Source organism: Streptomyces sp. NPDC054813 (assembly GCF_053611365.1).
Genome location: NZ_JBSHAF010000020.1, coordinates 168,135 through 192,230, shown reverse-complemented (window position 1 = coordinate 192,230; position 24,096 = coordinate 168,135). Strand labels below are relative to the sequence as shown.

The window sequence follows — 24,096 nt, the reverse complement described above, 5'->3', positions numbered from 1 at the left end:
CATGACGGCAGACCCTGTAGCCACGAACAGCACCGGCGCTCAGCGTCGTCCGTACCGTGAGGTGACGGACGCCCGCGGCCGGGTGTACCGGATCGGGGAGACCGACCGGGACATCCTCGGCCACTCCCGCAACTTCATGGTCTACCTCCCGTGGGTGGCCATGATGGCCATCAGCGTCTTCGAGTACGCGTACGGCTCGGCGGAGGACACCCTGTCCCACGCGCACGGCTGGACGCAGTCCAACACCTTCTGGATCCTGAGCATCTGGGTGTTCTTCCAGGCCGGCATCGCCTTCCCGGCGGGCTGGCTGCGGGAGAAGGGCATCCTGACCGCACGCCGGGCCATGTACACCGGGTCCGTGATGTGCCTGATCGGGTTCCTGGCGCTGTCGCACATCAGCGAGATCTGGCTGGCGATCATCGGCTTCGGTGTGATCGGCGGTCTCGGCTCCGGACTGGTCTACGCGACCTGCATCAACATGGTCGGCAAGTGGTTCCCCGAACGCCGGGGCGCCCGCACGGGATTCGTGAACGGTGGCTTCGCCTACGGCTCACTCCCCTTCATCTTCATCTTCAACTACGCCTTCGACACCGCCAACTACCACCGCGTCCTGGACCTCATCGGCGCCTACGTGATGGTCGTGGTCCTGGTCACCGCGTTCTTCTTCAAGGACCCGCCGAAGAACTGGTGGCCGGCCGACATCGACCCGCTCTACCAGTCGGGCGACGCCAAGAGCGCCACGGCTCTCGCCAAGAACCCGCCCGCGGTACGGCAGTTCACGCCGAAGGAGGCGATCCGCACCGGCATGCTCCCGCTGATGTGGATCTCCATCGTGATGACGGCCGGCGTCTCGATCTTCGGTATCTCCTTCCAGGTGGACTTCGCCAAGGACGTCGGCTTCGGCCCGCTGGTCGCGGCCTCCTCCATGGGCGTGATGGCGGTCATCAACGGCATCGGCCGCGGCGTGGTCGGCTGGCTCTCCGACCGCCTCGGCCGCAAGCCGACGCTGGTCTTCGTCATCGTCGTGCTGGGCCTGGCCCAGTTCGGCGTGATCTGGGCCGGTGACGTCAAGAGCGAGTGGCTGTTCCTGTTCTTCGCCTTCCTCTCCGGCTTCGGCGGCGGCGCCTTCTACCCGCTCTTCGCCGCACTGACCCCGGACTACTTCGGCGAGAACTACAACGCCACCAACTACGGCCTGGTCTACAGCGGCAAGCTCGTCAGCGGCCTGTTCGGCGGCGGCCTCGGCTCCATGGTGGTCGGCGCCTGGGGCTACAACGGCGCGTACGCCCTGGCCGGCGGCATCTCGATGCTGGCGGCGGGGGTGGCCCTGCTGCTCCGGCAGCCGGGCCGGGGCCCGGGCACGACAGCGAAGGTGGGTGCGGTACAGCCGCAGACGGCGACCTGACGGGTCCCACGGAACCTTACGTCGAGGTCTCCCCAGCGGTTGAGTCCCGGACCGATGTCCGGGACTCAACCGTTTCCGGACCCTGCGCACTCGGCAGGTCACGGCGCGAGGTTGAGGGCGCGGCGGGCCGAATCGATGACGTTGTGGGCACACCGAGCGACAACTCCGCGTGAGGGCTTGGCCAATGGCACAATCGCAATGCCCTCCACCGCCTCATCCACGGCGCACGAAGCGACCTCGGTGAGTCGGTCAGCGATCGAGTACACGCTGGAGTCATGCATGACGGCAGACCCCACCCGCGAAAGTCGTATCGACACGAGCCGGCCCCACCCGGCACGCGTCTACGACTGGCTGCTGGGCGGCAAGGACAACTATCCGGTTGATGAGGAGGTGGCGGCGAAACTGCCACCGGAAGCGCGTCTCAACGCCATGCGCAACAGGGCGTTCATGCACCGCGCGGCGGCCTGGCTGGCCGGCAACGGCATCGACCAGTTCCTCGATATCGGTACGGGCATCCCGACCCAGCCGAACCTGCATCAGATCGTGCAAGGCATAGTGCCGTCGGCGCGGATCGCCTACGCCGACAACGACCCCATCGTGCTGCGGCACGCGGAGGCTCTGCTCATCAGCAGTCCCGAGGGAAGCACCGACTACATCGAGGCCGACGTACGGAAGCCGGGAACCATCCTCGACCACGCCCGTACGTTCCTGGACTTCACCCGGCCGGTCGCGTTGTCGATGATCGCGCTGATGCACTTCATCACCGACGACGAAAACCCCTACGGTCTTACGCGGACGCTTCTCGACGCGCTGCCCTCGGGCAGTTACTTCATGTTCTCCCACGGCACCGCGGACGAGCACCCGCACCTCGTCAAGTCGGTGACCACGACCTACCGCAAGGGCGAGATCCCCCTGCGCATGCGTACGCGGGCCGAGATCGAGCCGTTCTTCGAGGGCCTGGAACTGGTGGCTCCAGGGCTGGTCACCGCGACCCAGTGGTACAAGGATTCACCGGCTCCCACCCCGGAGCTGAGCGGCTTCTACGTCGGCGTCGCCCGCGTGCCGTAAGAACGTCCTCGCACCCGAGGGCAGGGGGCGGCCGACGACGGAGGGCCGCGCAGGGCCGTGTGACGCGACAAGGCGAAGCACGCGACCGCACGGTGCCAGAAGGCGGACGCCGTGACGGCGCGCTCGTCCTCCAGGGGGTTTCGGTGCAAGCCGGTCGAGCAGGCCGTTCTCGCCGTGCGCGCCAGCGGGCGTACCACTTGGCCGGGCAGCGGCTCCGGCCCTTGGCTTCGACCTTGCCGGCGGCCTGGTCAGGCCTTCGGCCGCTCGTGGTACGACCGCCGGGTGTGCTCGGTGTGTTCGCGCATCAGCCTGGTCGCCAGCTGTTCGTCGCGGGCCGTGATCGCCGCGATCAGTTCGCGGTGTTCGATCCAGGACTGGTGGCCGCGCTGCCGGGCCACCGGCGTGTAGTACCAGCGGACCCTGCGGTCGACCTGGGCGGCGAGTTCGGCGAGGACCGTGTTGCCGGCCAGGTCCATGATCTTGGCGTGGAACGCGGCGTTCAGCGCGACGGCCCCGTCCACGTCGTCCGCGGCGACGGCCTTCTCGCCCTCGGCGCACAGGGATTCCAGCGCGGCCACTCCCGCGCTGCCCGCCTCGGCCGCCGCCAGCCGCGCCGCCTCCGCCTCCAACAGGGTGCGGACCGTGAGGAGTTGGTCGGCCTCGTCTTCCGTGGGCTCGTGGACGAACGCGCCCTGCGCGGGCCGGAGGTCGAGCCAGCCCTCGGTGTTCAGCCGCTGGAGCGCCTCGCGCACCGGCTGCCGGGAGACGCCCAGGTGGCCGGCGAGTTCGCTCTCGACGAGGTGCTGGCCGGGCTGGAGGGCGCGGGTGGTGATGAGTTCCAGCAGTGCCTCGTAGACGCGGTCACGGAGCGGTCCGGGGCGTTCGAGCTTGGGCACCGCGCCCTGCGGCAGTCCGGCTGACAACATCGGGTCCCCCTTCGGCAGACACCCGTTACGAGCGGACACTCAGTATCGATTGTCTTTCGTCTACAGTCTACGGCGCACAACTGCCAGGGGAAGCGGGAGTTGACCACGTCACACCGCGGAACGCGCCCCTCAGGGACACCGCACGACCTGCCCCGCGTACGACAGATTGCCGCCGAAGCCGAAGAGCAGGACCGGGTCGCCGCTGGTGACGCTCCCCTGCTCGACCAGCTTGGACAGCGCGAGCGGGATGCTCGCGGCCGAGGTGTTGCCCGATTCGGTGACGTCCCTGGCGACCACCGCGTTGACCGCGCCGATCTTCTGCGCGAGCGGCTCGATGATCCGCAGGTTCGCCTGGTGCAGCACGACCGCCGCGAGGTCGGCGGGGGTGACCCCGGCCTTCTCGCAGGCGCGCCGGGCGATGGGCGGCAGCTGGGTGGTGGCCCAGCGGTAGACGCTCTGCCCCTCCTGCGCGAACCGCGGCGGGGTGCCCTCGATCCGTACGGCGTGGCTCATCTCGGGGACGGAACCCCACAGCACCGGCCCGATCCCGGGCTGCTCACCGGGCCCGCAGCCCTCGACCACGGCCGCACCCGCCCCGTCGCCGACCAGGACACACGTCGTGCGGTCGGTCCAGTCCGTCACCTCGGACATCTTGTCGGCGCCGATGACGAGCGCACGGGTGGCGGCGCCCGCCCGGACGGTGTGGTCGGCGGTGGCGAGCGCGTGGGTGAAACCGGCGCACACGACATTGACGTCCATCGCGGCGGGCTGCGGGATCCCGAGCCGGGCGGCGACGCGAGCGGCCATGTTCGGGGAGCGGTCGATCGCGGTGGAGGTGGCGACCAGGACCAGGTCGATGTCGGCGGGGGTGAGGCCGGCCGCGGCGAGGGCCTTGGCCGCGGCGTGCGCGGCCAGCTCGTCGACGGGTTCGTCGGGCCCTGCGATGTGCCGGGTGCGGATGCCCACCCGGCTGCGGATCCACTCGTCACTGGTGTCCACCAGACCCGCCAGGTCCTCGTTGGTGAGCACCTTGGCGGGCTGGTAGTGGCCGACGGCGGCGATGCGCGAGCCGTTCATGGGTGGTGGGTCCCCCTCGTTGCCTCGGTGTGGGCCCACCAGTCTGTTCAGTGACTCACGGGTACGACGGCACGTAAGGCCACAGGAAACGGGCGCCCGAGTTGTCGGCTTCTTGCAGACCCTCGGACGCCCGAGCATTCTCCCGGTTCACCCGTTGAACAGCTGAGTCGCTTTCTGCACGAGTTCATACACTCCGTAGGCGAAGGGCGCGCCCACCCAGAGCCAGGCGACGGCGATCAGCCAGCGACGGTCGGTCTCAGGCCCGCTGCTCTCGTTCGACATCGACGGCCTCCCTGGGGGCGGGGATGTGGTGGCGGACGTTGACGGGCCGGATCAGCTCGTTGGCGACGAACCCGATGACGAGCAGTCCGATCATGATGCCGAAGGACAGCGTGTACAGGTCGGCGCCGTGCTTGCCCGCGTCCTTCTGGTGGTCGGCGATCCGGTTGACGATCAGCGGCCCGAGCACACCGGCCAGGGACCAGGCGGTGAGCAGCCGGCCGTGGATCGCGCCGACCTGGTAGGTGCCGAAGAGGTCCTTCAGATAGGCGGGGACGGTGGCGAAGCCGCCGCCGTAGAAGGAGAGGATCACCAGGGCGCAGAGGATGAACAGCGGCTTGGAGGAGTCCCCGAACAACGTGATGAGCAGGTACATCAGCGCGCCGACACCGAGGTAGACGCGGTAGATGTTCTTGCGGCCGATCAGGTCGGAGGTGGACGACCAGCCGATGCGGCCCGCCATGTTGGCGGCGGACAGCAGGGCGACGAACCCGGCCGCCGCGGACACCGTCACCGGAGTGGAGCTGTCGGCGAAGAAGTCCGTGATCATCGGGGCGGCCTTCTCCAGGATGCCGATGCCCGCGGTCACGTTCATGCAGAGCACGACCCACAGGCACCAGAACTGCGGGGTGCGGATCGCGGTGTTCGCCGAGACCTGCACGCCCTCGAAGGCGCTCGGTGCGTCCGCGACCGGCTTCTCGCTGCGTGGCACCCGGATCAGCAGCACGCCGAGGGTCATGAAGACGGCGTACGCCAGTCCGTGCACCAGGAAGGCGAGGGCGATGCCATCGTTGTCACTGCCGAAGGACGAGAGCATCTGCGCGGACCAGGGCGAGGCGATCAGCGCGCCGCCGCCGAAGCCCATGATGGCGATGCCGGTGGCCATGCCGGGCCGGTCCGGGAACCACTTGATCAGGGTGGAGACGGGCGAGATGTAGCCGATGCCGAGGCCGATGCCGCCGACGAATCCGTAGCCGAGGACGATCAGCCAGTACTGCTTGGTCTCGGCGCCGAGCGCGGAGATCAGGAAGCCGGTGGAGAAGCAGACCAGGGCGACCGTCATGGCCCAGCGCGGTCCGTTGCGCTCGACGAGGGTGCCGCCGAACGCGGCCGACAGGCCGAGCATCACGATCGCGAGCTGGAAGGGCAGCGCGCTCTGGGTGCCGCTGAGGTTCAGCGCGGATTCGAGCGGCGGTTTGAAGACGCTCCAGGCGTAGGCCTGGCCGATGGAGAGGTGGACGGAGAGGGCGGCGGGCGGGACGAGCCAGCGGCTCCAGCCCGGCGGTGCTACAGGGGGGCTGCTCATGAGTCCCGAACGGTAGGGCCGGGTCAGGGTAGTTGAGAACCCAACGGCTCGATCGTATGCGATGAGCGGTATCCAGAATGCGCCGAACGGTCGCTGTCGGAACCCTTGTCGGGCCCGACTCCATACTGTAGACAATATTTCGTCGACATGATTCGGCCGACGGCCGGACCGCTTCGCACGACGACCCACGACCCGGTCTCCCCGAGGCCACCTCCGCGGTATCCCTCAAACCGAACGGAGTGTTCCGTGAAAGTCGCAGTCCTCGGCGCCGGTGCGATCGGCGCCTATGTCGGTGCCGCACTCCACCGCGCGGGCGCCGATGTGCATCTCGTCGCCCGTGGACCGCATCTGGCGGCCATGAGGCAGTACGGAGTACGGGTGCTCAGCCCGCGCGGCGACTTCACCGCGCATGCCCACGCCACCGACGACCCGGCCGAGATCGGCCCGGTCGACTACGTCTTCCTGGGGCTGAAGGCCAACTCGTACGCGGCGTGCGGGCCGCTGATCGAGCCGCTGCTGCACGAGCGCACGGCGGTGGTCGCGGCCCAGAACGGCATCCCCTGGTGGTACTTCCACCGGCACGGCGGCCCCTACGACGGCCACCGCGTCGAGAGCGTCGACCCGGGCGGCGCGGTCAGCGCCGTACTCGCCCCCGAACGCGCCGTCGGCTGTGTGGTCTACGCGGCAACCGAGCTCGAAGCCCCGGGCGTGGTAAGGCACCTGGAAGGCACCCGGTTCTCGATCGGCGAGCCCGACCGCAGCGCGTCCGAGCGCTGTCTGCGGTTCAGCGAGGCGATGCAGAGCGGCGGGCTGAAGTGCCCGGTGGAGCCGGAGCTGCGCAACGACATCTGGCTCAAGCTGCTCGGCAACATCTCCTTCAACCCGATCAGCGCGCTGGCCCGGGCCACCATGCGGCAGATGTGCCTGCACGGCGGCACCCGCCGGGTCATCGAGGACATGATGCGCGAGACGCTCTCGGTCGCCGAGGCGCTCGGCTGCGAGGTCGGTGTCTCCATCGAACGCCGGCTCGCGGGCGCCGAGAAGGTCGGCGACCACCGCACCTCCACGCTCCAGGACCTGGAGCGCGGCAAGCCGCTGGAACTCGACGTGCTCCTCGCGGCCGTCGTCGAGCTGGCGGGGATCACCGGCGTGGAGGTGCCCACCCTGCGCACCGTGCACGCCATCTCGGACCTGCTCGCGCTGAGGAGCGCCGCATGAGGAAACGGCAGCAGAAGACCTACACCCGGCTCACCCACCCCCTGGTACGGGACTCCCGTGACGAGCCGTTCCGGCGGGCGAGCTGGCAGGAGGCCCTGGACCGCGCGGCTCGCGGCCTGGACCGCAACCGGGGGGCGTTCGGGCTGTTCTCCTGCGCCCGCGCCACCAACGAGATGAACTACGTGGCCCAGAAGTTCGCCCGGGTGGTGATGGGCACCAACAACGTCGACTCCTGCAACCGGACCTGTCACGCCCCGAGCGTGGCCGGCCTGAGCGCCGCCTTCGGCTCCGGCGGCGGCACGTCCTCGTACGAGGAGATCGAGCACACCGACGTCATCGTGATGTGGGGATCCAACGCCCGCTTCGCGCACCCGATCTTCTTCCAGCACGTACTGAAGGGCATCAGGAACGGCGCCCGGATGTACGCCGTCGACCCGCGCCGCACCTCCACCGCCGAGTGGGCGGAGAGCTGGCTCGGACTGAACGTCGGCACGGACATCCCGATGGCGCACGCGATCGGCCGGGAGATCATCCACGCGGGGCTGGCCAACGAGGCGTTCGTCGAGCGGGCGACGAGCGGCTTCGAGGAGTACCGGGCGCTCGTCGAACCGTGGACGCTGTCGCTGGCCGAGAAGGTGACGGGCGTCCCGGCCGCCGCGATACGGGAGTTGGCGCACGCCTACGCCCGCGCCGAGCGCGCCCAGCTGTGCTGGACCCTCGGCATCACCGAGCACCACAACGGAACCGACAACGTCCGCGCCCTGATCAACCTCTCCCTGCTCACCGGCCAGGTGGGTCGCTACGGTGCCGGGTTGCAGCCGCTGCGCGGCCAGAACAACGTGCAGGGCGGCGGCGACATGGGCGCGATCCCCAACCGCCTCCCCGGCTTCCAGGACATCCTCGACCCGGACGCCCGGCTGAAGTTCGAGTCGGCCTGGGACACGGTCATCCAGCCGCACTACGGGCTGAACCTGACCGAGATGTTCGAGGCCATGGAGGAGGGCACGCTCAGGGCGGTCTACTGCATCGGCGAGAACCCGGCCCAGTCGGAGGCCGACAGCGAGCAGGCGATCCGCCGGCTGAGCGCCCTCGACTTCCTGGTCGTCCAGGACATCTTCCTCACCAGGACGGCGGAGCTGGCGGACGTGGTGCTGCCCGCGACCGCCGGCTGGGCGGAGACCGAGGGCACGACCACCAACAGCGAACGGCGGGTGCAGCGGGTGCGCCGGGCCGTGACCCCGCCCGGCGAGGCCCGCGAGGACATCGACATCCTCTGCGACCTCGCCACCCGCCTCGGCCACGACTGGAAGTACGCCGACGCCCAGGCCGTCTGGAACGAGCTGAGGTCGGTCTCCCCTGACCACTACGGGATGACGTACGACCGGCTCGCCGAGCACCAGGGCATCCAGTGGCCGTGCCCGAGCACCGAGCGTCTCGAACCGGCCTATCTGCACGGCAGGTTGTGGGAGAAGGACCCGGCGCGGCGCGGCCTGCCGGCCCCCTTCGGGCTGGTCCGGCACGATCCGCCGGTCGACCTCACCGACGAGGAGTACCCCGTCCGGCTCACCACCGGGCGGCGGCTGGACTCCTACAACACCGGCGTGCAGAGCGGCGGTTACGCCTCCCCGCTGCGGCGCGGCGAGTACATCGAGCTGTGCCCGGAGGACGCCGAGCGGTACGGGGTCGTCGTCGGCGAGGAGGTCCAGGTGTCCTCGCGGCGGGGCTCGGTCGTGGCCCCGGTCTGGATCGACACCGCCCTGCGCCCCGGTCTCGCCTTCATGACCATGCACTTTCCCGACGAGGTGGACACCAACCAGCTGACGATCGAGGCGAACTGCCCGATCGCGGGGACGGCGGAGTTCAAGGCGTCGGCGATCCGTATCGAGAAGCTCCCGGTCGCGACCATCGTGAGGTGACCCAGGTGGACCTGCACTTCGGCGACAGCAAACCGACGGACGAGGAACGGGCCGCCGTCGACGCCCTGCTCGGCCCTCCGGAGTCCTCCTGGGAGGGCGCCGACCGCTCCGACGCGGATCTGCGCTGGGCACGCGGCGGGCGCCCCGCCCGGGACCGGCGCGACCTGCTGTTGCCGGGGCTGCACGCGGTCAACGACCGGATCGGCTGGATCAGCGAAGGGGCCCTCGGCTATCTCTGCCGCCGCCTCACGGTCCCCCCGGCCGAGGCCTACGGCGTCGCCACCTTCTACGCGATGTTCTCCGTCGAGCCCCGCCCGGCGACCGTCCTGCACGTCTGCACGGACCTGGCGTGCACGGCGGCCGGGGCGCCGGAACTGTGCGCCGGGGTCGAGGAGGGTCTCGGTCCCGGGGTGCACGTCGAGCGCAGTCCCTGTCTGGGCCTGTGCGAGCGGGCTCCGGCCGCCCTTGCCATCCGGGCCGGGGACCCGGCACGTACCGCGGTGTCGGCGCCGGCGACGGTCAGGACGGCCGTCCTCGCGGCCACCGCGCCCGACTCGGCCCCCGAGGAGCCGTCGGCCGCGACGGCCGTACCGCAGTCGGGACAGGAAGGTCTGACCCTGTTGAAGCGGGTGGGCGTGGTCGACCCGTCCTCGCTCGACGACTACCGGGCGCACGGCGGCTACACCGCCCTGCGGCACGCCTTCGGTCTCGGTCCCGCCGGAGTCATCCGCGAGGTCACCGACTCCGGTCTGGTAGGGCGCGGGGGCGCCGCCTTCCCCACCGGCCGCAAGTGGCAGGCCACCGCGTCCCAGCCGGACCACCCGCACTACCTCGTCTGCAACGCCGACGAATCCGAGCCGGGCACCTTCAAGGACCGCGTCCTCATGGAGGGCGACCCGTACGCGCTGGTGGAGGCGATGACCGTCGCGGCGTACGCGATCGGCGCGCACCGGGGCTTCCTGTACATCCGCGGTGAGTATCCGCGCGCGACACGGCGGATACAGCACGCGGTCGACCAGGCGCGTGCCCGTGGCCTCCTCGGCGAGGACATCCTCGGCCAGGGCTTCGCCTTCGACATCGAGATCCGGCGCGGGGCGGGGGCGTACATCTGCGGTGAGGAGACGGCCCTGTTCAACTCTATCGAGGGGTACCGGGGCGAGCCGCGCTCGAAGCCGCCGTTCCCGGTGGAGAAGGGGCTGTTCGGCAGGCCGACGGTCGAGAACAACGTGGAGACGCTGGTCAACGTCCTGCCGATCCTGACCATGGGCGCCCCGGCCTACGCGGCGATCGGGACCGCCAGGTCCACCGGACCCAAACTGTTCTGCGTGTCGGGGAGCGTGGCCCGCCCCGGTGTCTACGAGCTCCCCTTCGGAGCCACGCTCGGCGAGCTGCTGCAACTCGCCGGAGTCCGGGACGACTTGCGGGCGGTGCTGCTCGGCGGGGCCGCCGGCGGCTTCGTACGGCCGGACGAACTCGGCATCCCGCTCACCTTCGAGGGCACCAGGGAGGCGGGCACCACGCTCGGCTCGGGTGTGGTCACGGCCTTCGACGGCACCGTGCCGCTGCCTCGGCTCCTGCTCCGCATCGCCGAGTTCTTCCGGGACGAGTCCTGCGGGCAGTGCGTGCCGTGCCGGGTGGGGACGGTCCGCCAGCAGGAGGCGCTGCACCGGATCGTCGAACGCACCGGACCCGGCGCGGCCGACGACATCGCGCTGCTGCGCGAGGTCGGCCGGGCGATGCGGGACGCCTCGATCTGCGGTCTGGGCCAGACCGCCTGGAACGCCGTGGAATCCGCCATCGACCGTCTGGGGGCGTACCGATGACCGTCACACCGCTGGGAATCCCGCGCCGGCTGCTGGAGTTCACGATCGACGGCGAGGAGGCCCGGGTCCCGGAGGGCTCGACGATCCTGGACGCCTGCCGGGCGGCCGGGACGGACGTCCCGACGCTGTGCGAGGGCGACACCCTGCGCCCGAAGAACGCCTGCCGGGTCTGCGTGGTCGAGGTGGAGGGTTCGCGGACCCTCGTGCCCGCCTGCTCCCGGAAGGCCGAGCCGGGGATGGTGGTACGCACCGGCACCGAGCACGTCCGGCACAGCCGCAGGATCGTCCTGGAGCTGCTGGCCTCCTCGGTGGACCTGTCAACGACCCCGCGGGTCGCCGAGTGGATCAAGGAGTACGAGGCGAAACCGGACCGCTTCGGCCCCGACGCGGCCCGCCTGGACGAGGAACCCAGGGTCGACAACGATCTGTATGTGCGCGACTACGACAAGTGCATCCTCTGCTACAAGTGCGTGGACGCCTGTGGCGACCAGTGGCAGAACAGCTTCGCGATCTCGGTCGCCGGGCGCGGCTTCGACGCCCGGATCGCCGTGGAGCACGACGCCCCGCTGACCGACTCGGCCTGTGTCTACTGCGGGAACTGCGTCGAGGTGTGCCCCACCGGGGCGCTGTCGTTCAAGTCGGAGTTCGACATGCGGGCGGCGGGCACCTGGGACGAGTCGCGGCAGACGGAGACGACCACCGTGTGCGCGTACTGCGGTGTGGGCTGCAACCTCACGCTCCACGTGCAGGACAATGAGATAGTCAAGGTCACCTCGCCGCACGACAATCCGGTGACCCACGGCAACCTCTGCATCAAGGGCCGTTTCGGCTACCAGCACGTACAGAACCGGGGCTGATCAGACCATGGGACGAGTCACGGAACGACGCAAGGTCCTCCGCATCCGCGACGGAGCGGTCTCCGCCCGGCCGGACACGCTCGTCGCCGAGGAACCGCTGGAGATCAGACTCAACGGCAAACCCCTGGCCATCACGATGCGCACACCCGGCGACGACTTCGCGCTGGCGGCCGGATTCCTGGTGAGCGAAGGCGTCCTGGCGACCGCCGACGACCTGCAGAACATCGTCTACTGCGCGGGAGCGACGGTGGACGGCTCCAACACCTACAACGTGGTCGACGTACGGACCACGCCGGGCGTCAGGCTCCCCGACTTCACCCTGGAACGGAACGTCTACACCTCCTCGTCCTGCGGGCTGTGCGGCAAGGCGAGCCTCGACGCGGTGCGTACGACGGCGCGCTGGCCGATAGCCGACACTCCCCCGGTCCGGGTCGAACCCCAGCTGCTCGCGAGCCTCCCCGACCGGCTCCGCGCTTCCCAGCAGGTGTTCGACCGGACCGGGGGGCTGCACGCGGCGGCCCTGTTCTCCGAGGACGGCGAGCTGCTGGACATCCGGGAGGACGTGGGCCGGCACAACGCGGTCGACAAACTGGTCGGGCGGGCGCTGCAGAACGGCAGCCTGCCGCTGTCCCGGGCGATCCTGCTGGTCTCCGGGCGGGCCTCCTTCGAGCTGGCGCAGAAGGCGGTGATGGCGGGCATCCCGCTGCTGGCGGCGGTCTCCGCGCCGTCCTCGCTGGCGGTGGACCTGGCGGCGGAGACCGGGCTGACCCTGGTCGGCTTCCTGCGGGGCCCCAACATGAACGTGTACGCGGGCGAGGACCGCATCGCCCTGCGGGCCGCGGCCGCCCAGGGCTGACCGGCTCCCCGCGGCACGGCGGCGGGGCCCCGACCGGCGGGGAGCGCCCCCTGCGCCGCAGGGGCCCCGCCTCAGCCGGGCACCGCGACGCCCGTCGCGGCCTCGGCGAACGCTGCGATCAGCGGGGAGCGGCGGCCGGCCGCCCAGGCCAGCAGCACCCGGTCGGGATCGGCGTCGGAGACCGGGACGTAGGCGATGTCCGGGCGGGAGTACTGCTCGGCGACCGAGTGCGGCACCAGGGTGATGCCGGTGCCGGCGGCCACCCGCTCGAACTTCTCCTCGATGGTGCGCAGCGGCAGGTCGCCGGGGAGGGGATCGTTGTAGCGCAGCCATCGCTCGCCGTCGAGGTCGGCGAGCGTGATCTCCGGTTTCCCGGCCAGCCGGTGCTCGGCGGGGAGCATGGCCACGCGGGTCTCGCCGTACAGGGGGCGCAGTTCGAGTCCGTCCTCGCGGACCGGCCGCCGTACGTAGGCGATGTCGACCGTGCCGTCGAGGATGAGCCGCTCCTGGTCGTCCCACTCGACCCGGCGGGCGCCCGTCTCGACATCCGGGTGGGTCGCGGCGAAGGCGCGCAGCGCGGGGGTGACGACGACACCGGCGCGGAAGCCGACGACGAGCCGCTGCCGGCCGCGGGCGGCCTGCAGGACACGGCGCCGGGTGCCGTCGGCGGTGGCCAGCAACTGGCGCGCGTCGTCGAGGAGCTGGTGACCGGCGTCGGTCAGGGTCACGCCGTGGCTGTCCCGTACGAACAGGTCGGCGCCCAGGTCCTTCTCCAGCGCGCGGATCTGACGGCTGAGCACCGGTTGGGCGATGTGCAGCAGCTCGGCCGCCCGGCCGAAGTGGAGGAGCTCGGCGACCGCCACGAAGTAGCGGACCTTGCGCAGATCCAGGTCCATGCCCGCACCTCCTGGCCAGAGACGGCGATGCCTTCAGGGCATCGCCACCGCCGGAAGAGGTCTTGGACGGCCGATGCCGCCGGGCCGCAGGCTGGAAGCGTCCGAACGGGACGGAACAGCAGCTCGGAGAGGAGCCGGCCATGGGTCTGCAGGGACAGCGTGTCGTCGTCATCGGAGGTACGTCGGGCATCGGGCTCGCGGTCGCGGAGGGCGCGGCGCGGGAGGGCGCGCGGGTCGTCGTCGCCTCGCGCCGGCAGGAGAGCGTGGACGCGGCACTGAAGGTGCTGCCCGAGGACGCCGAGGGCCAGGTGCTGGACGCCACGGACGAGGAGGCGGTGCGCGGCTTCTTCGCGCGGCTCGGCGGATACGACCACCTGGTGTTCACGGCGGGTGAGTCGCTGCTGCTGGAGACCGTGGCCCGAACAAGCGTCGAGGAGGCCCGGCGTTTTCTGGACACCCGGCTGTTCGGCGCGTACACGGCGGTGAAGTACGGCGTCGGGTCGATCCGCCCCGGGGGTTCGGTGGTGCTGACCACGGGTACGGCGGGACAGCGGCCGATGCCCGGTTCGAGCGTCGCGTCGGCGCTGTGCGGGGCGATGGAGTCGCTGACCCGGGCGCTGGCCGTGGAGCTGGCGCCGGTGCGGTTCAACGTGGTCTCGCCGGGAGTGGTGCGGACCGAGCTGTGGCGGGAGCTGCCGGAGGCGGACCGGGACGGTCTGTTCCGGTCGTCCGCCGAGTCGCTGCCGGTGGGGCGGGTCGGCGAGCCGGCGGATGTGGCGGAGGCGTACCTGTACCTGATGCGTGGGGGGTACAGCACCGGGTCGGTGGTGGTCGTGGACGGGGGCGGGTCGCTGGTCTGAGCGGTCAGGCGGGGGTGAGGCGTACGTCGGCGGCGGTCACGACCGTGCCCAGGCGCGGGAAGTCGAGCCTGACGGACGCCTCGTGCTCGGCGGCCGTGAAGGCGGCCATGGCGTCCGACACGAAGACGAGGTCGTAGCCGAGGTCGGCGGCGGCGCGGGCGGTGGATTCGACGCCGAGGTTGGTGGCGATGCCGCCGAACACCAGACGGGTGACGCCGAGCCGGCGCAGCCGGGCGTCGAGTTCCGTGCCCTGGAAGCCGCCGATCGTGCGCTTGACGATCTCCACGTCTCCTTCTCCGCGGAGTCCGGCCACCAGCCCGCTGCCCGGCGGCTGCTCGGCGAGCGCGGGCCGTTCCACGCGGAGCAGCACCACGGGTGCGCCGGCCGCGCGGAAGGAGTGGGCCAGCTGCTCGGCGGTGTGCAGGACTTCGGTGCCCTTGCGGGGCTCCAGGGGCAGCGCGACGATGCGGTCCATCAGGTCGACGAGGACGAGAGCGGTGCGCGCCGGGTCGAGCGCCAGGGGTGCGGTCATGACGGAACGTTAGCCGTCATCAGCCGTCCGTACCGGAAATCCGGATCAACAGGCCCGTGAACTGGTCGCGTTCGGCAGCCGACAACACCGGCGATCGGGTCCCGGGCCGACCTCGGAAAGGCCGCGCCCCCTCGCCGCCCGCAAGCCGCCCCCTCGCCGACCGCTCGCCGGCCGCTCGCCGCCCCCTCGCCGGCCTCTCAGCGGCCGGAGGTCCCGGTGCCGACGGCCGACCGTGACTCCGCCGCGGGGGCGGCCGGGGGCACGGCGTCCTCCTCCTGGGCCTCCGGGTCGTGGGCACGGCGCTTGGCGATGACCGCGCACACCATGAGCTGCATCTGGTGGAAGAGCATCAGCGGCAGCACGGCCAGCGAGGCATGGGCGCCGAACAGGACGCTGGCCATGGGCAGTCCGGAGGCGAGGGACTTCTTCGATCCGGCGAACTGGATGGCGATGCGGTCCCCGCGGCCGAAGCCGAGCGCCTTGGCGCCGTACCAGGTCAGGAGGAGCATCACGGCGAGCAGCACGGCCTCGACGGCGAGCAGGCCGGCCAGCCGGACGGCGCTGACCTGGTGCCAGATGCCCCGGACCATGCCCTCGCTGAACGCGGTGTAGACGACCAGCAGGATCGAGCCGCGGTCGACCAGGCCGAGGATCTTCTTGTGCCGGGCGATGAACTCCCCGATCCACCGGCGCAGCAGCTGTCCGGCGACGAACGGCACCAGCAGCTGGAGGACGATCTTGACGATCGAGTCGGCGGAGAAGCCGCCCCCGTTGCTGCCGAGCAGTGCGGCGGCGAGCAGCGGGGTGAGGACGATGCCGATCAGCGAGGAGAAGGACCCGGCGCAGATCGCGGCGGGCACATTGCCCCGGGCGATCGAGGTGAAGGCGATCGACGACTGGATGGTCGAGGGCACCAGGGTGAGAAAGAGGAAGCCTTGGTAGAGCGGATGGGTGAGCAGCACGGGCACCAGGCCGCGGGCGGCCAGGCCGAGCACCGGGAAGACCACGAACGTGCAGACCAGGACCGTGGCATGGAGCCGCCAGTGCCGCAGTCCGTCGACGGCCTCGCGGGTGGACAGGCGGGCGCCGTAGAGGAAGAAGAGGAAGGCGATCGCGGCCGTGGAGGCGCCGGAGGCCACGTCGGCGGCGGTGCCACGGGCCGGGAGGAGCGCGGCGATGCATACCGTCCCGAGCAACAGCAGGACGTACGGGTCGATCGGCATCCAACTGGGCCAGCTCAGGCGTTTCACGGTGCTCCACTTGCGGTCGGTCCATGGTGTCGGGCCGGCGCGTACGCCGGGCTCTCGCGGGGGCTCTCGCCGGCGGCCCGGAAGGCCCCTCTCCATCGTCCTCCTCCGGCAGGCGATCGGGAATCCGGTATACCGTTCTGACTGCCATCGCGTTCCGCGATAACATGTTCGAGTGTATGACCCTTCGCAGCTGCGGACCTTCCTCGCGGTGGCCCAGACCCTCAGCTTCACCCAGGCGGCCCGCCGCCTGGGACTGCGCCAGTCGACCGTCAGCCAGCACGTGCGGCGTCTGGAGGACGCGGCCGGCCGCCAGCTGTTCTCCCGGGACACCCACTCGGTGGAACTGACCGAGGACGGCGAGGCGATGCTCGGCTTCGCCCGCCGGATCCTGGAGGTGCACGAGCAGGCGGCGGCCTTCTTCACCGGGACCAGGGTGCGCGGCCGGCTCCGGTTCGGCGCGTCGGAGGACTTCGTCCTCACCCGGCTGCCGGAGATCCTGGAGGGGTTCCGCTACGACCATCCCGAGGTCGACCTGGAGCTGACCGTGGAGCTGTCGGGCACCCTGCACGAGCAGCTGGCCGCCGGGAAGCTGGACCTGGTGCTGGCCAAGCGACGCGTGGAGGATCCGCTCGGCGAGCTGGTCTGGCACGACGACCTGGTGTGGATCGGCGCGGAGCGGCTCCGTCTGGACCCCGACCGTCCGGTCCCGCTCATCGTCTATCCCCCGCCGGGCATCACCCGCGCACTGGCCCTGGAGGCGCTGGAACGCCAGGGCCGCGAATGGCGCATCGTGTGCACCAGCGGCAGCCTCAACGGGCTGATCGCGGCGGCCCGGGCGGGCCTGGGCGTGATGGCCCACTCGAAGGGCCTGGTCCCCCCGGGTCTGTTCCGCGTCCCGGACCGGGCGGGACTACCGGAACTGGGCAAGGTCGACTTCGTCGTCGTACACGGCCCGAGACGCACACCGGCACAGGCGGCGGCGGACGCACTGGCGGCCGCGATCCTGAAAGGAGGCGCGCGGTTGCGGCCCGCACGGGCGCGGGGCTGAATCGGAGGTGCGGCTGCCGCCGCGTGGGCGCGACCGGCCGCCACCGCCCCGCGAACTCACCACGGCCCCTGATACGTCAACTGCTTCACCCTCCGCAAAAACGGCATGGCCTCCACATGCTGCACCCCCTCCAGTTGCCCCACCGGGCCGCTCAGATACGCGTACAGATGCGCCGTATCTCGCAGCACCGCCGTCACCACGACGTGCGACGGCCCGGCGGTGGCCGCGGCGAACGCCACCTCGTCATGCCCTGCCAGCGCCTGGCCGACGGAGGGCATCGCGGCCGGCGTGGTGGTGATCCACAGCACCGCGGACTTCGAGAACCCCAGCACCTCGCACCGGTACTCGACGTCGATGTACACCGCCCCGGAGGCGAGCAGCGCGGCCAGCCGGCGCTTCACCGACGACTCGGACCGTCCCGTCGCCCGTTGCAACTCCGGGTAGGTCGCGCGCCCGTCCCGCTCCAGCGCGGCGAGCAGCGGAGCGTCCTCGGGTTCCAGCCACACCGGCCCGTCGGACTCCGGCGCCGCCGGGCGCAACGCGGCGACCTGGTCGTCCGTCAGCGCCCGGAACTTCAGCACCCACCCGGACGGGCCGCCGTAGAACCGGTGCAGGAGCTGCTGGGCGCGGATCTCCACCACGCTGGGGGTGCGTGGCAGTTTCCCGAGCAGCAGGTCGTCGTGGTCGCCGGGGTGGCGCGGCCGGGTCATGCAAACGATCTCGGTGCCGCCGGCGGCCAGCCCGATCCAGGCGGTGTCGGGGCGCTTGGCGAGGGCCTCGGCGATGACGGTGGCGCCGTCGGGCGCGCAGCGCAGCCGGAGCATCCACTGGTCCTGGCCGAGCCGTTCGGCGTCCCGGACGGCGACCACCCGCAGCCCGGCCTCGGCGCACAGTCTGCGGTAGCGGCGGGCGATCGTCTGGTCGGAGACGCCGACTACCGCCCCGATCCGGCTGAAGGAGGCCCGGCCGTCGACCTCCAGCGCGCTGAGCAGCCGCAGGTCCAGCTCGTCGAACGTGTCGGATTCCAGTGCCAGCACGGTCTCTCCCATCGGATTCCGCCGAACATCCCGGTTCCACCGCCCTGATCGGCCGGACTGACCCCATGGTACGGAGTGACAGCAAGCCGTTCGGCCGAGGAGTGAAGCGATGCGCAGGTGGGGGCCGCTGACCGCGGTGTGTCTGGGAACGTTCATGTTGTTGCTCGACGTGACGATCGTGGTGGTGGCGCTGCCGGACATGGCGGCGGCACTGCACGCGTCACTGAGCGACCTGCAGTGGGTGGTGGACGGGTACGCCCTGGCGCTCGCCGCGCTGCTGCTGGGGGCGGGGGCGGCGGCCGACATCCTCGGCCGGCGCCGGGTGCATGTGGCCGGTGTCGTGCTGTTCGCCGCGGCGAGCCTGCTGTGCGGGCTGGCGCCGGGGCCGGGGACGCTGGTGGCGGCGCGGGCCGTGCAGGGGGTGGGCGCGGCCGCGATGTTCGCGACGACACTGCCGCTGCTCGGCTCGGTCTACCAGGGGCGGCAGCGGTCGGCGGCGCTCGGCGTGTGGGGTGCGGTGAGCGGCGGGGCCGCGGCGGTCGGTCCTGTGGTCGGCGGGCTGCTGACGGCGGGGCCCGGCTGGCGGTGGATCTTCCTGGTGAACCTGCCGGTCAGTGTGGTCGCGGTGTGGCTGACGCTGCGGGTCGTACCGGAGTCGCGGGGACCGCGCGGGATGCGCGTGGACTGGGCGGGTACGGTCGCGTTCGCGCTGTTCGCCGGTGGCGTGACCTACGGGGTCGTACGGGCCGGGGAGGACGGCTGGACGGCGGCGGCGGCGCTCGGCGCGTTCGCCGCGGCGACCCTCGGGCTGCTGGTGTTCGTGCTGGTGGAGCGGCGGGCCGCGCATCCGCTGCTGGAGCTGTCGCTGCTGCGCGGACGGTCGTTCACCGGAGTCATGGTGGGGGCGTTCGCGTTCAGCGGGGTCGCGTTCGGGGCGCTGCCGTACGTGTCGATCTGGATGCAGACCCTGCTCGGGATGACCCCGGTGCGGGGCGGGCTGACACTGCTGCCGATGACGGTGGCGGCGATGGTGGTCGCGGTGCTGGTGGGGCGGCTGCTGCACGGGGCGCCAGCCCGGCTGACGGTCGACGGCGGGCTGCTGCTGATCGGCGCGGGCGACCTCTGCCAGGCGGTGCTGGGCGCGGGCTCCTCCTGGACCGCGCTGATACCGGGGTTCGTGCTGGTGGGTATCGGCACCGGGCTCGTGTCGCCGACGGTCGCGGGCGCGGCACTGGCCGCGGTGCCCGCGGAGCGGGCCGGGATGGCGGGCGGTGCGGTGAACACGGTCCGGCAGCTGGGGTACGCGCTCGGGGTCGCCGTCTCCGGGACCGTGGTGACCTCCCGGATGACCGGCACGCTGCCGCACGACGCGGCGCACACGCTGGCGGGCGGCGGCGCCGGAGCGCTGCGCGGCACCTTCGCCGAGCACACCCTGCGCACGGCCTTCGCCTCCGGGCTGAACGGCGCCCTGCTGGTGCTGGGCGGCGCCTCGGTGGTGGCGGGCGCCCTGGTCCTGGTGCTGGTCCGGGCCCCGCGCACGGACGGCCCGGTGACGAAAACGGCGCCGGCGGCGCAGTCCTCGGAGGGGACGGCACTGCCGCGTGCCTGACCGGCCGGTAACCGGCCGGGGGCGGTAATCGGGTCGTACAGATTCAGTGGAGATTACGGAGGCGGAACTTACTCAACCGTAAGGATTCTGTCCGACCCTTCCCCATGTGAGGGTATTTTCCAGGCCCTGACGGGCACATACGAGAGCAATGCTCGTTTTCGCACCCCCTCCCGAACGGTCTGCCGGTGGGGTAGCTTTCACGGCGCTGTGCGGAGCGTGACTGGGGAGCGAGAAGCGGGAGCGGGGTTTGCGCGAGTTCACCAACCCGCCGTTGGCGTTGGCGTCGGCGCCGCCGGTCGGCGGTCTGGCCGACTGCGTGTTCGAGCATGCCCTGGCGGACCCGCTGCACATCGCCCTGGGCCGCAAGGACGACCTCGGCCAGTGGCGTGAGGTGACCTCCGCCGAGTTCCGCGACGAGGTCCTGGCCCTCGCCAAGGGGCTGCTGGCGCGCGGCATCCGGTTCGGCGACCGGGTCGCGATCATGTCCCGCACGCGTTACGAGTGGACGCTGTTCGACTTCGCCCTGTGGACGATCGGTGCCCAGGTGGTGCCGGTCTACCCCACGTCGTCGGCCGAACAGTGCTTCTGGATGCTGTACGACGCCGAGTGCACGGCCGCGATCGTGGAGCACGAGGACCACGCGATGACGATCGCCACCGTCATCGACCGGCTGCCGCAGCTGCACCAGCTGTGGCAGCTGGACTCCGGCGCGGTGCAGGAGCTGTACGACGCGGGTGCGCATCTGGAGGACGAGGTCGTGCACCGGCACCGGCAGGCGGTCACCCCGGACTCGGTCGCCACGATCATCTACACCTCGGGCACCACCGGCCGCCCGAAGGGCTGTGTGCTGTCGCACGGCAACTTCATGTACGAGGCGGACGCGGTCGTCGGCCGCTGGGAGTCGGTGTTCCGCGCGAAGAAGGGCGAGGAGGTCTCCACCCTGCTCTTCCTGCCGCTCGCGCACGTCTTCGGCCGCATGGTGGAGGTGGCCGCGGTCCGGCACGGTGTGCGCTTCGGCCACCAGCCGCAGCTGAACGCGGCCGCGTTGCTGCCCGATCTGGCCGCGTTCCGGCCGACGTTCATCCTGGCCGTGCCGTACATCTTCGAGAAGGTGTTCAACGCGGCCCGGCGGAAGGCGGAGAAGGAGGGCAAGGGCGGCCCGTTCGAGAAGGCGGTGGAGATCGCGGTCAAGTACGCGGACGCCGTCGAGGCGAAGGCGTGGGGCACCGGGCCCGGCCCGTCCGCGTCACTGCGCGTGCAGCACCAGCTCTTCGACAAGCTCGTCTACTCCAAGGTGCGGGCGGCGATGGGCGGCCGGATCCGCAACGCCATGTCCGGCGGCTCGGCCATGGACCGCAGGCTCGGCCTGTTCTTCGCCGGCGCGGGCGTGCAGATCTACGAGGGCTACGGCCTGACCGAGTCGACGGCGGCCGCCACCGCCAACCCGCCCGAGCGCACCCGCTACGGCACGGTCGGCCAGGCCGTCCCGGGCACCACCGTGCACATCGCGGACGACGGCGAGGTCTGGCTGCACGGCGGCAACGTCTTCCAGGGCTACCTCAACAACCAGAAGGCCACCGACGCCACCCTGCACGACGGCTGGCTGGCCACCGGCGACCTGGGCTCCCTGGACGAGGACGGCTATCTCACCATCACCGGCCGCAAGAAGGAGATCCTGGTGACCTCCGGCGGCAAGAGTGTCTCCCCCGGTGTCCTGGAGGAGCGGGTGCGCGACCATCCGCTGGTCAACCAGTGCATCGTCGTCGGCAACGACCGCCCCTACATCGCGGCCCTGGTCACGCTGGACACCGAGGCCGTCGAGCACTGGCTGCAGATGCGCGGCAAGCCCCGGATGTCCGAGGCCCAGCTGGTGCGCGACGCCGACCTGGAGACCGAGGTGCGGCGCGCGGTGGTGGCCGCCAACACCCTGGTCTCGCAGGCCGAGTCGATCCGTACCTTCCGTATCCTCGCCCAGCCGTTCACCGAGGAACACGGCCTGCTGACCCCGTCGTTGAAGCTGAAGCGCAAGGCGATCGAGAACGCCTACGCCAACGAGGTCGAGGCCCTCTACCGGGCCTGACGGCCCGTCAGCTCGTCACTTGATGTCGATCCGGAAGACCTTGTCGGATCCGTCGGGCTCGTTGCCGTTGTTGTCGCAGTTGGTGGTGGACAGCCACAGCTGGTCGGCGCCCGGCACCTTGGTCACGGTCCGCAGGCGACCGTAGGTGCCCACGTAGTACGCCGTCGGCGTGCCGACGCTCTCGGCGTTGCCGTTGATCGGGACGCGCCACAGCCGTTCGCCGCGCAGGGACGCCATGTAGACGACGTTGCGGACGATGGCGATACCGCTCGGCGAGGCCTCTGACACGTTCCAGGTGGCCTTCGGGTTGGTCATTCCCGCGACCGAGCAGGTGCCCTCACAGGTCGGCCAGCCGTAGTTGGCGCCCGGCTTGATCAGGTTCAGCTCGTCCTTGGAGCTGTTGCCGAACTCGGCCTCCCACAGCCGCCCGTTGCGGTCGAAGGCGAGGCCCTGCGGGTTGCGGTGGCCGAGGCTGTAGACGTAGTTCCCGAACGGGTTGCCCGGGGCCGCCTTTCCGTCCGTCGTCATCCGCAGGATCTTGCCGTTCAGGGAGTTCTTGTCCTGGGCGAGGTCGGGTGTCTGGGCCTCCCCGGTGGAGACGTAGAGATAGCCGTCGGGGCCGAAGAGGAGCCGTCCGCCGTTGTGGTAGCGGTTCTTCTTGATGCCCTGGAGCAGCACCTGGTAGTCGCTGAGCTTGCTGCCGTCGTAGGTCATGCGCACGACCCGGTTGCCCTCGGACGCGGTGTGCATGAAGTAGACGTAGTGGTTCGTCCCCCACTTGGGGTCGACCGCGACCCCGAGCAGCCCGCCCTCCCCGTTGGTGGTGACGGCGTTCGGGACGGTCCCGACCTGGGTCCTCGTACCGTCCTCGGTCACCTTCCAGACCCGGAAGTCGTCCCGCTCCGTGACCAGGGCGGTCTTGCCGTCGGGCATCCAGTAGGTGCCCCAGGGGATCGTCCAGCCGGAGGAGAGGGTGGCGACGGAGGAGGGGACGCCGCCGTCGGTGGCGCAGGCCTTGGTGGTGAAGGTGACGCTGTTGCTCGGCTCGGAGACGTTGCCGGCCGCGTCCCGGGCGACGACGTCCAGGGTGTACGGGCTGTCGCAGGCGAGGCCCGTGAGGGTGCTGGTGGTGGCGCCGGTGACCGTCCGGTAGACCGTCGACCCGCTGCGGATGTCGTACGCGGTCACCGCCCGGTCGTCGGTGGACGCGCCCCAGGAGAGGTCGACGGTGTTCGCCGTGATGCCGGCCGCAGACAGGGTGCCGGGTTTGGTGGGCGGTGTGGTGTCGGAGCTCGGTTTGGTGGTGCAGTCGACGACCGGGCTGGCCGGTGAGGTGTTTCCGGCCGCGTCGCGGGCGATGACGGTGAGGTCGTAGGTGGTGTCCGGGGTGAGGCCGGTGAGCGCCTTGGAGGACGAACTCCCGGGCGCCTCGCCGATCTTGTTGCCGTGCTCGTAGAGGTCGTACGCCGTCACACCCACGTTGTCGGTGGCCGCGCCCCAGCCGAGGGTCAGCCCGTCCTCGCCGATGTCGGAGCAGGACGGCTGGCCGGGCCTGGTGGGGGCCTGGGTGTCGGCGGGCGTGTCGAGGCTGACCTTGTCGAGGTTGGGACCGCCGTTGGCGGTGGTCGCGGTGGCGCGGATCTTGTTGGAGCCCGCCGCCAGGGGGACGTCGACGGTTTTCGTGGTCCACGTGTTCCAGTCGGCGGTGGCCGGGAAGGAGACGCCGGACGCGACGACCGTGCCGCCCACGGAGATGTCCATCGGCCGGTCGACGGCGGTGCCGTTGGCGAAGCGGAGGGTGAGCGCCGAGGTGCCCGCGGCGGTCGCGCTCACCGTGAACTCCACGGACGAGCCCTTGATGTTGGTGTAGTCGACGAAGCCGGTGCCTGTGTAGCCGGTGTGGTTGGTGGCGACCGTGCCCTGGGAGATCGTCGCGCTCTCGGCCTGGTAGTCGGTGGCCGCGAGGGCGGTGCCCTGGCTCAGCCCGGCCAGCGGCAGCGCGAGCACCGCGGCCAGCCCGTAGGGCAGAACTCTCTTGAGGTTCATGGAGGTT

General features: G+C 71.0%; 20 protein-coding genes. 11 read left to right on the top strand and 9 right to left on the bottom strand.

All coding sequences use genetic code 11. The features are described 5' to 3' along the window. Nucleotide 1 precedes the first annotated feature (1 nt). Both ACWGJB_RS34305 and ACWGJB_RS34300 read left to right on the top strand, forming a co-directional pair. Nucleotides 2–1,405, top strand: coding sequence for an OFA family MFS transporter (locus ACWGJB_RS34305; RefSeq protein WP_453383943.1), 1,404 nt, complete (start codon nucleotides 2–4; stop codon nucleotides 1,403–1,405). A gap of 279 nt (nucleotides 1,406–1,684) precedes the next feature. Further along, nucleotides 1,685–2,473: an SAM-dependent methyltransferase gene (locus ACWGJB_RS34300; RefSeq protein WP_453383942.1), complete on the top strand. Its 789-nt coding sequence runs from the start codon at nucleotides 1,685–1,687 to the stop codon at nucleotides 2,471–2,473. A gap of 248 nt (nucleotides 2,474–2,721) precedes the next feature. Here ACWGJB_RS34300 and ACWGJB_RS34295 read toward each other — a convergent pair whose 3' ends face one another. The 4 genes from ACWGJB_RS34295 to ACWGJB_RS34280 all read right to left on the bottom strand — a co-directional run bounded on the left by ACWGJB_RS34295 (nucleotide 2,722) and on the right by ACWGJB_RS34280 (nucleotide 6,061). Further along, nucleotides 2,722–3,399 carry a GntR family transcriptional regulator gene (locus ACWGJB_RS34295; RefSeq protein WP_453383941.1) on the bottom strand — a complete coding sequence of 226 codons (678 nt, stop codon included), beginning with the start codon at nucleotides 3,397–3,399 and terminating at the stop codon, nucleotides 2,722–2,724. Between the two features lie 129 nt (nucleotides 3,400–3,528). Next, on the bottom strand, nucleotides 3,529–4,476 hold the full coding sequence (locus tag ACWGJB_RS34290) for a beta-ketoacyl-ACP synthase III (RefSeq protein ID WP_453383940.1): 948 nt from the start codon (nucleotides 4,474–4,476) through the stop codon (nucleotides 3,529–3,531). Between the two features lie 147 nt (nucleotides 4,477–4,623). Then, entirely contained in the window at nucleotides 4,624–4,758 is a 135-nt protein-coding gene (locus ACWGJB_RS34285; protein ID WP_453383939.1) for an MFS transporter small subunit, read from the bottom strand. Beyond that, entirely contained in the window at nucleotides 4,733–6,061 is a 1,329-nt protein-coding gene (locus ACWGJB_RS34280; RefSeq protein ID WP_453383938.1) for an OFA family MFS transporter, read from the bottom strand. Before ACWGJB_RS34280 ends, ACWGJB_RS34285 begins: the two co-directional genes overlap by 26 nt. 246 nt (nucleotides 6,062–6,307) lie before the next feature. Between ACWGJB_RS34280 and ACWGJB_RS34275 the strand changes: the two genes are divergently transcribed. From ACWGJB_RS34275 to fdhD, 5 genes are read left to right on the top strand one after another with little or no spacing between them, the layout of a single operon-like run. Then, complete coding sequence (locus ACWGJB_RS34275; RefSeq protein WP_453383937.1) at nucleotides 6,308–7,279, top strand: 2-dehydropantoate 2-reductase; 972 nt, start codon at nucleotides 6,308–6,310, stop codon at nucleotides 7,277–7,279. After that, nucleotides 7,276–9,195, top strand: coding sequence for a molybdopterin oxidoreductase family protein (locus tag ACWGJB_RS34270; RefSeq protein WP_453383936.1), 1,920 nt, complete (start codon nucleotides 7,276–7,278; stop codon nucleotides 9,193–9,195). Before ACWGJB_RS34275 ends, ACWGJB_RS34270 begins: the two co-directional genes overlap by 4 nt. A gap of 5 nt (nucleotides 9,196–9,200) precedes the next feature. Further along, entirely contained in the window at nucleotides 9,201–11,018 is a 1,818-nt protein-coding gene (locus tag ACWGJB_RS34265; protein ID WP_453383965.1) for an NADH-ubiquinone oxidoreductase-F iron-sulfur binding region domain-containing protein, read from the top strand. Then, nucleotides 11,015–11,875, top strand: a complete 861-nt coding sequence (locus ACWGJB_RS34260; RefSeq protein ID WP_453383935.1) for a 2Fe-2S iron-sulfur cluster-binding protein — start codon at nucleotides 11,015–11,017, stop codon at nucleotides 11,873–11,875. Before ACWGJB_RS34265 ends, ACWGJB_RS34260 begins: the two co-directional genes overlap by 4 nt. A gap of 7 nt (nucleotides 11,876–11,882) precedes the next feature. Further along, nucleotides 11,883–12,731, top strand: coding sequence for a formate dehydrogenase accessory sulfurtransferase FdhD (gene fdhD / locus ACWGJB_RS34255; RefSeq protein ID WP_453383934.1), 849 nt, complete (start codon nucleotides 11,883–11,885; stop codon nucleotides 12,729–12,731). Nucleotides 12,732–12,802: 71 nt separating this feature from the next. Here fdhD and ACWGJB_RS34250 read toward each other — a convergent pair whose 3' ends face one another. Further along, nucleotides 12,803–13,627: a LysR family transcriptional regulator gene (locus ACWGJB_RS34250; protein ID WP_453383933.1), complete on the bottom strand. Its 825-nt coding sequence runs from the start codon at nucleotides 13,625–13,627 to the stop codon at nucleotides 12,803–12,805. A gap of 140 nt (nucleotides 13,628–13,767) precedes the next feature. Here ACWGJB_RS34250 and ACWGJB_RS34245 point away from each other — a divergent pair, with 140 nt between their 5' ends. Further along, nucleotides 13,768–14,487 carry an SDR family oxidoreductase gene (locus tag ACWGJB_RS34245; protein ID WP_453383932.1) on the top strand — a complete coding sequence of 240 codons (720 nt, stop codon included), beginning with the start codon at nucleotides 13,768–13,770 and terminating at the stop codon, nucleotides 14,485–14,487. 4 nt (nucleotides 14,488–14,491) lie between these two features. On the opposite strand, the gene ACWGJB_RS34240 is transcribed toward ACWGJB_RS34245, so the two are convergent. Next, nucleotides 14,492–15,019: an isochorismatase family protein gene (locus tag ACWGJB_RS34240; protein WP_453383931.1), complete on the bottom strand. Its 528-nt coding sequence runs from the start codon at nucleotides 15,017–15,019 to the stop codon at nucleotides 14,492–14,494. 197 nt (nucleotides 15,020–15,216) lie between these two features. Beyond that, nucleotides 15,217–16,269 carry a bile acid:sodium symporter family protein gene (locus ACWGJB_RS34235; protein ID WP_453383930.1) on the bottom strand — a complete coding sequence of 351 codons (1,053 nt, stop codon included), beginning with the start codon at nucleotides 16,267–16,269 and terminating at the stop codon, nucleotides 15,217–15,219. A 172-nt stretch (nucleotides 16,270–16,441) separates the two neighbouring features. On the opposite strand from ACWGJB_RS34235, the gene ACWGJB_RS34230 reads away from it, so the two are divergent. Then, nucleotides 16,442–17,317 carry a LysR substrate-binding domain-containing protein gene (locus ACWGJB_RS34230; protein ID WP_453383929.1) on the top strand — a complete coding sequence of 292 codons (876 nt, stop codon included), beginning with the start codon at nucleotides 16,442–16,444 and terminating at the stop codon, nucleotides 17,315–17,317. A 56-nt stretch (nucleotides 17,318–17,373) separates the two neighbouring features. On the opposite strand, the gene ACWGJB_RS34225 is transcribed toward ACWGJB_RS34230, so the two are convergent. Continuing rightward, a complete protein-coding gene (locus ACWGJB_RS34225; protein WP_453383928.1) occupies nucleotides 17,374–18,366 on the bottom strand; it encodes an Lrp/AsnC family transcriptional regulator in 993 nt (330 codons plus the stop codon). Between the two features lie 97 nt (nucleotides 18,367–18,463). Between ACWGJB_RS34225 and ACWGJB_RS34220 the strand changes: the two genes are divergently transcribed. Both ACWGJB_RS34220 and ACWGJB_RS34215 read left to right on the top strand, forming a co-directional pair. Then, on the top strand, nucleotides 18,464–19,963 hold the full coding sequence (locus ACWGJB_RS34220; protein WP_453383927.1) for an MFS transporter: 1,500 nt from the start codon (nucleotides 18,464–18,466) through the stop codon (nucleotides 19,961–19,963). A gap of 247 nt (nucleotides 19,964–20,210) precedes the next feature. Beyond that, entirely contained in the window at nucleotides 20,211–22,043 is a 1,833-nt protein-coding gene (locus tag ACWGJB_RS34215) for an AMP-dependent synthetase/ligase (RefSeq protein WP_453383926.1), read from the top strand. A gap of 15 nt (nucleotides 22,044–22,058) precedes the next feature. On the opposite strand, the gene ACWGJB_RS34210 is transcribed toward ACWGJB_RS34215, so the two are convergent. Then, nucleotides 22,059–24,089, bottom strand: coding sequence for a PQQ-dependent sugar dehydrogenase (locus ACWGJB_RS34210; RefSeq protein ID WP_453383925.1), 2,031 nt, complete (start codon nucleotides 24,087–24,089; stop codon nucleotides 22,059–22,061). Nucleotides 24,090–24,096: the final 7 nt, after the last annotated feature.

What these genes read in the sequence shown, in the direction of transcription:
- fdhD (WP_453383934.1), top strand. Translation starts at nt 11,883, where the DNA reads ATGGGACGAGTCACGGAACGACGCAAGGTCCTCCGCATCCGCGACGGA.
- ACWGJB_RS34250 (WP_453383933.1), bottom strand. Translation starts at nt 13,627, where the DNA reads ATGGACCTGGATCTGCGCAAGGTCCGCTACTTCGTGGCGGTCGCCGAG.
- ACWGJB_RS34300 (WP_453383942.1), top strand. Translation starts at nt 1,685, where the DNA reads ATGACGGCAGACCCCACCCGCGAAAGTCGTATCGACACGAGCCGGCCC.
- ACWGJB_RS34210 (WP_453383925.1), bottom strand. Translation starts at nt 24,089, where the DNA reads ATGAACCTCAAGAGAGTTCTGCCCTACGGGCTGGCCGCGGTGCTCGCG.
- ACWGJB_RS34280 (WP_453383938.1), bottom strand. Translation starts at nt 6,061, where the DNA reads ATGAGCAGCCCCCCTGTAGCACCGCCGGGCTGGAGCCGCTGGCTCGTC.
- ACWGJB_RS34245 (WP_453383932.1), top strand. Translation starts at nt 13,768, where the DNA reads ATGGGTCTGCAGGGACAGCGTGTCGTCGTCATCGGAGGTACGTCGGGC.
- ACWGJB_RS34225 (WP_453383928.1), bottom strand. Translation starts at nt 18,366, where the DNA reads ATGGGAGAGACCGTGCTGGCACTGGAATCCGACACGTTCGACGAGCTG.
- ACWGJB_RS34285 (WP_453383939.1), bottom strand. Translation starts at nt 4,758, where the DNA reads ATGTCGAACGAGAGCAGCGGGCCTGAGACCGACCGTCGCTGGCTGATC.
- ACWGJB_RS34240 (WP_453383931.1), bottom strand. Translation starts at nt 15,019, where the DNA reads ATGACCGCACCCCTGGCGCTCGACCCGGCGCGCACCGCTCTCGTCCTC.
- ACWGJB_RS34305 (WP_453383943.1), top strand. Translation starts at nt 2, where the DNA reads ATGACGGCAGACCCTGTAGCCACGAACAGCACCGGCGCTCAGCGTCGT.
- ACWGJB_RS34260 (WP_453383935.1), top strand. Translation starts at nt 11,015, where the DNA reads ATGACCGTCACACCGCTGGGAATCCCGCGCCGGCTGCTGGAGTTCACG.
- ACWGJB_RS34290 (WP_453383940.1), bottom strand. Translation starts at nt 4,476, where the DNA reads ATGAACGGCTCGCGCATCGCCGCCGTCGGCCACTACCAGCCCGCCAAG.
- ACWGJB_RS34220 (WP_453383927.1), top strand. Translation starts at nt 18,464, where the DNA reads ATGCGCAGGTGGGGGCCGCTGACCGCGGTGTGTCTGGGAACGTTCATG.
- ACWGJB_RS34270 (WP_453383936.1), top strand. Translation starts at nt 7,276, where the DNA reads ATGAGGAAACGGCAGCAGAAGACCTACACCCGGCTCACCCACCCCCTG.
- ACWGJB_RS34295 (WP_453383941.1), bottom strand. Translation starts at nt 3,399, where the DNA reads ATGTTGTCAGCCGGACTGCCGCAGGGCGCGGTGCCCAAGCTCGAACGC.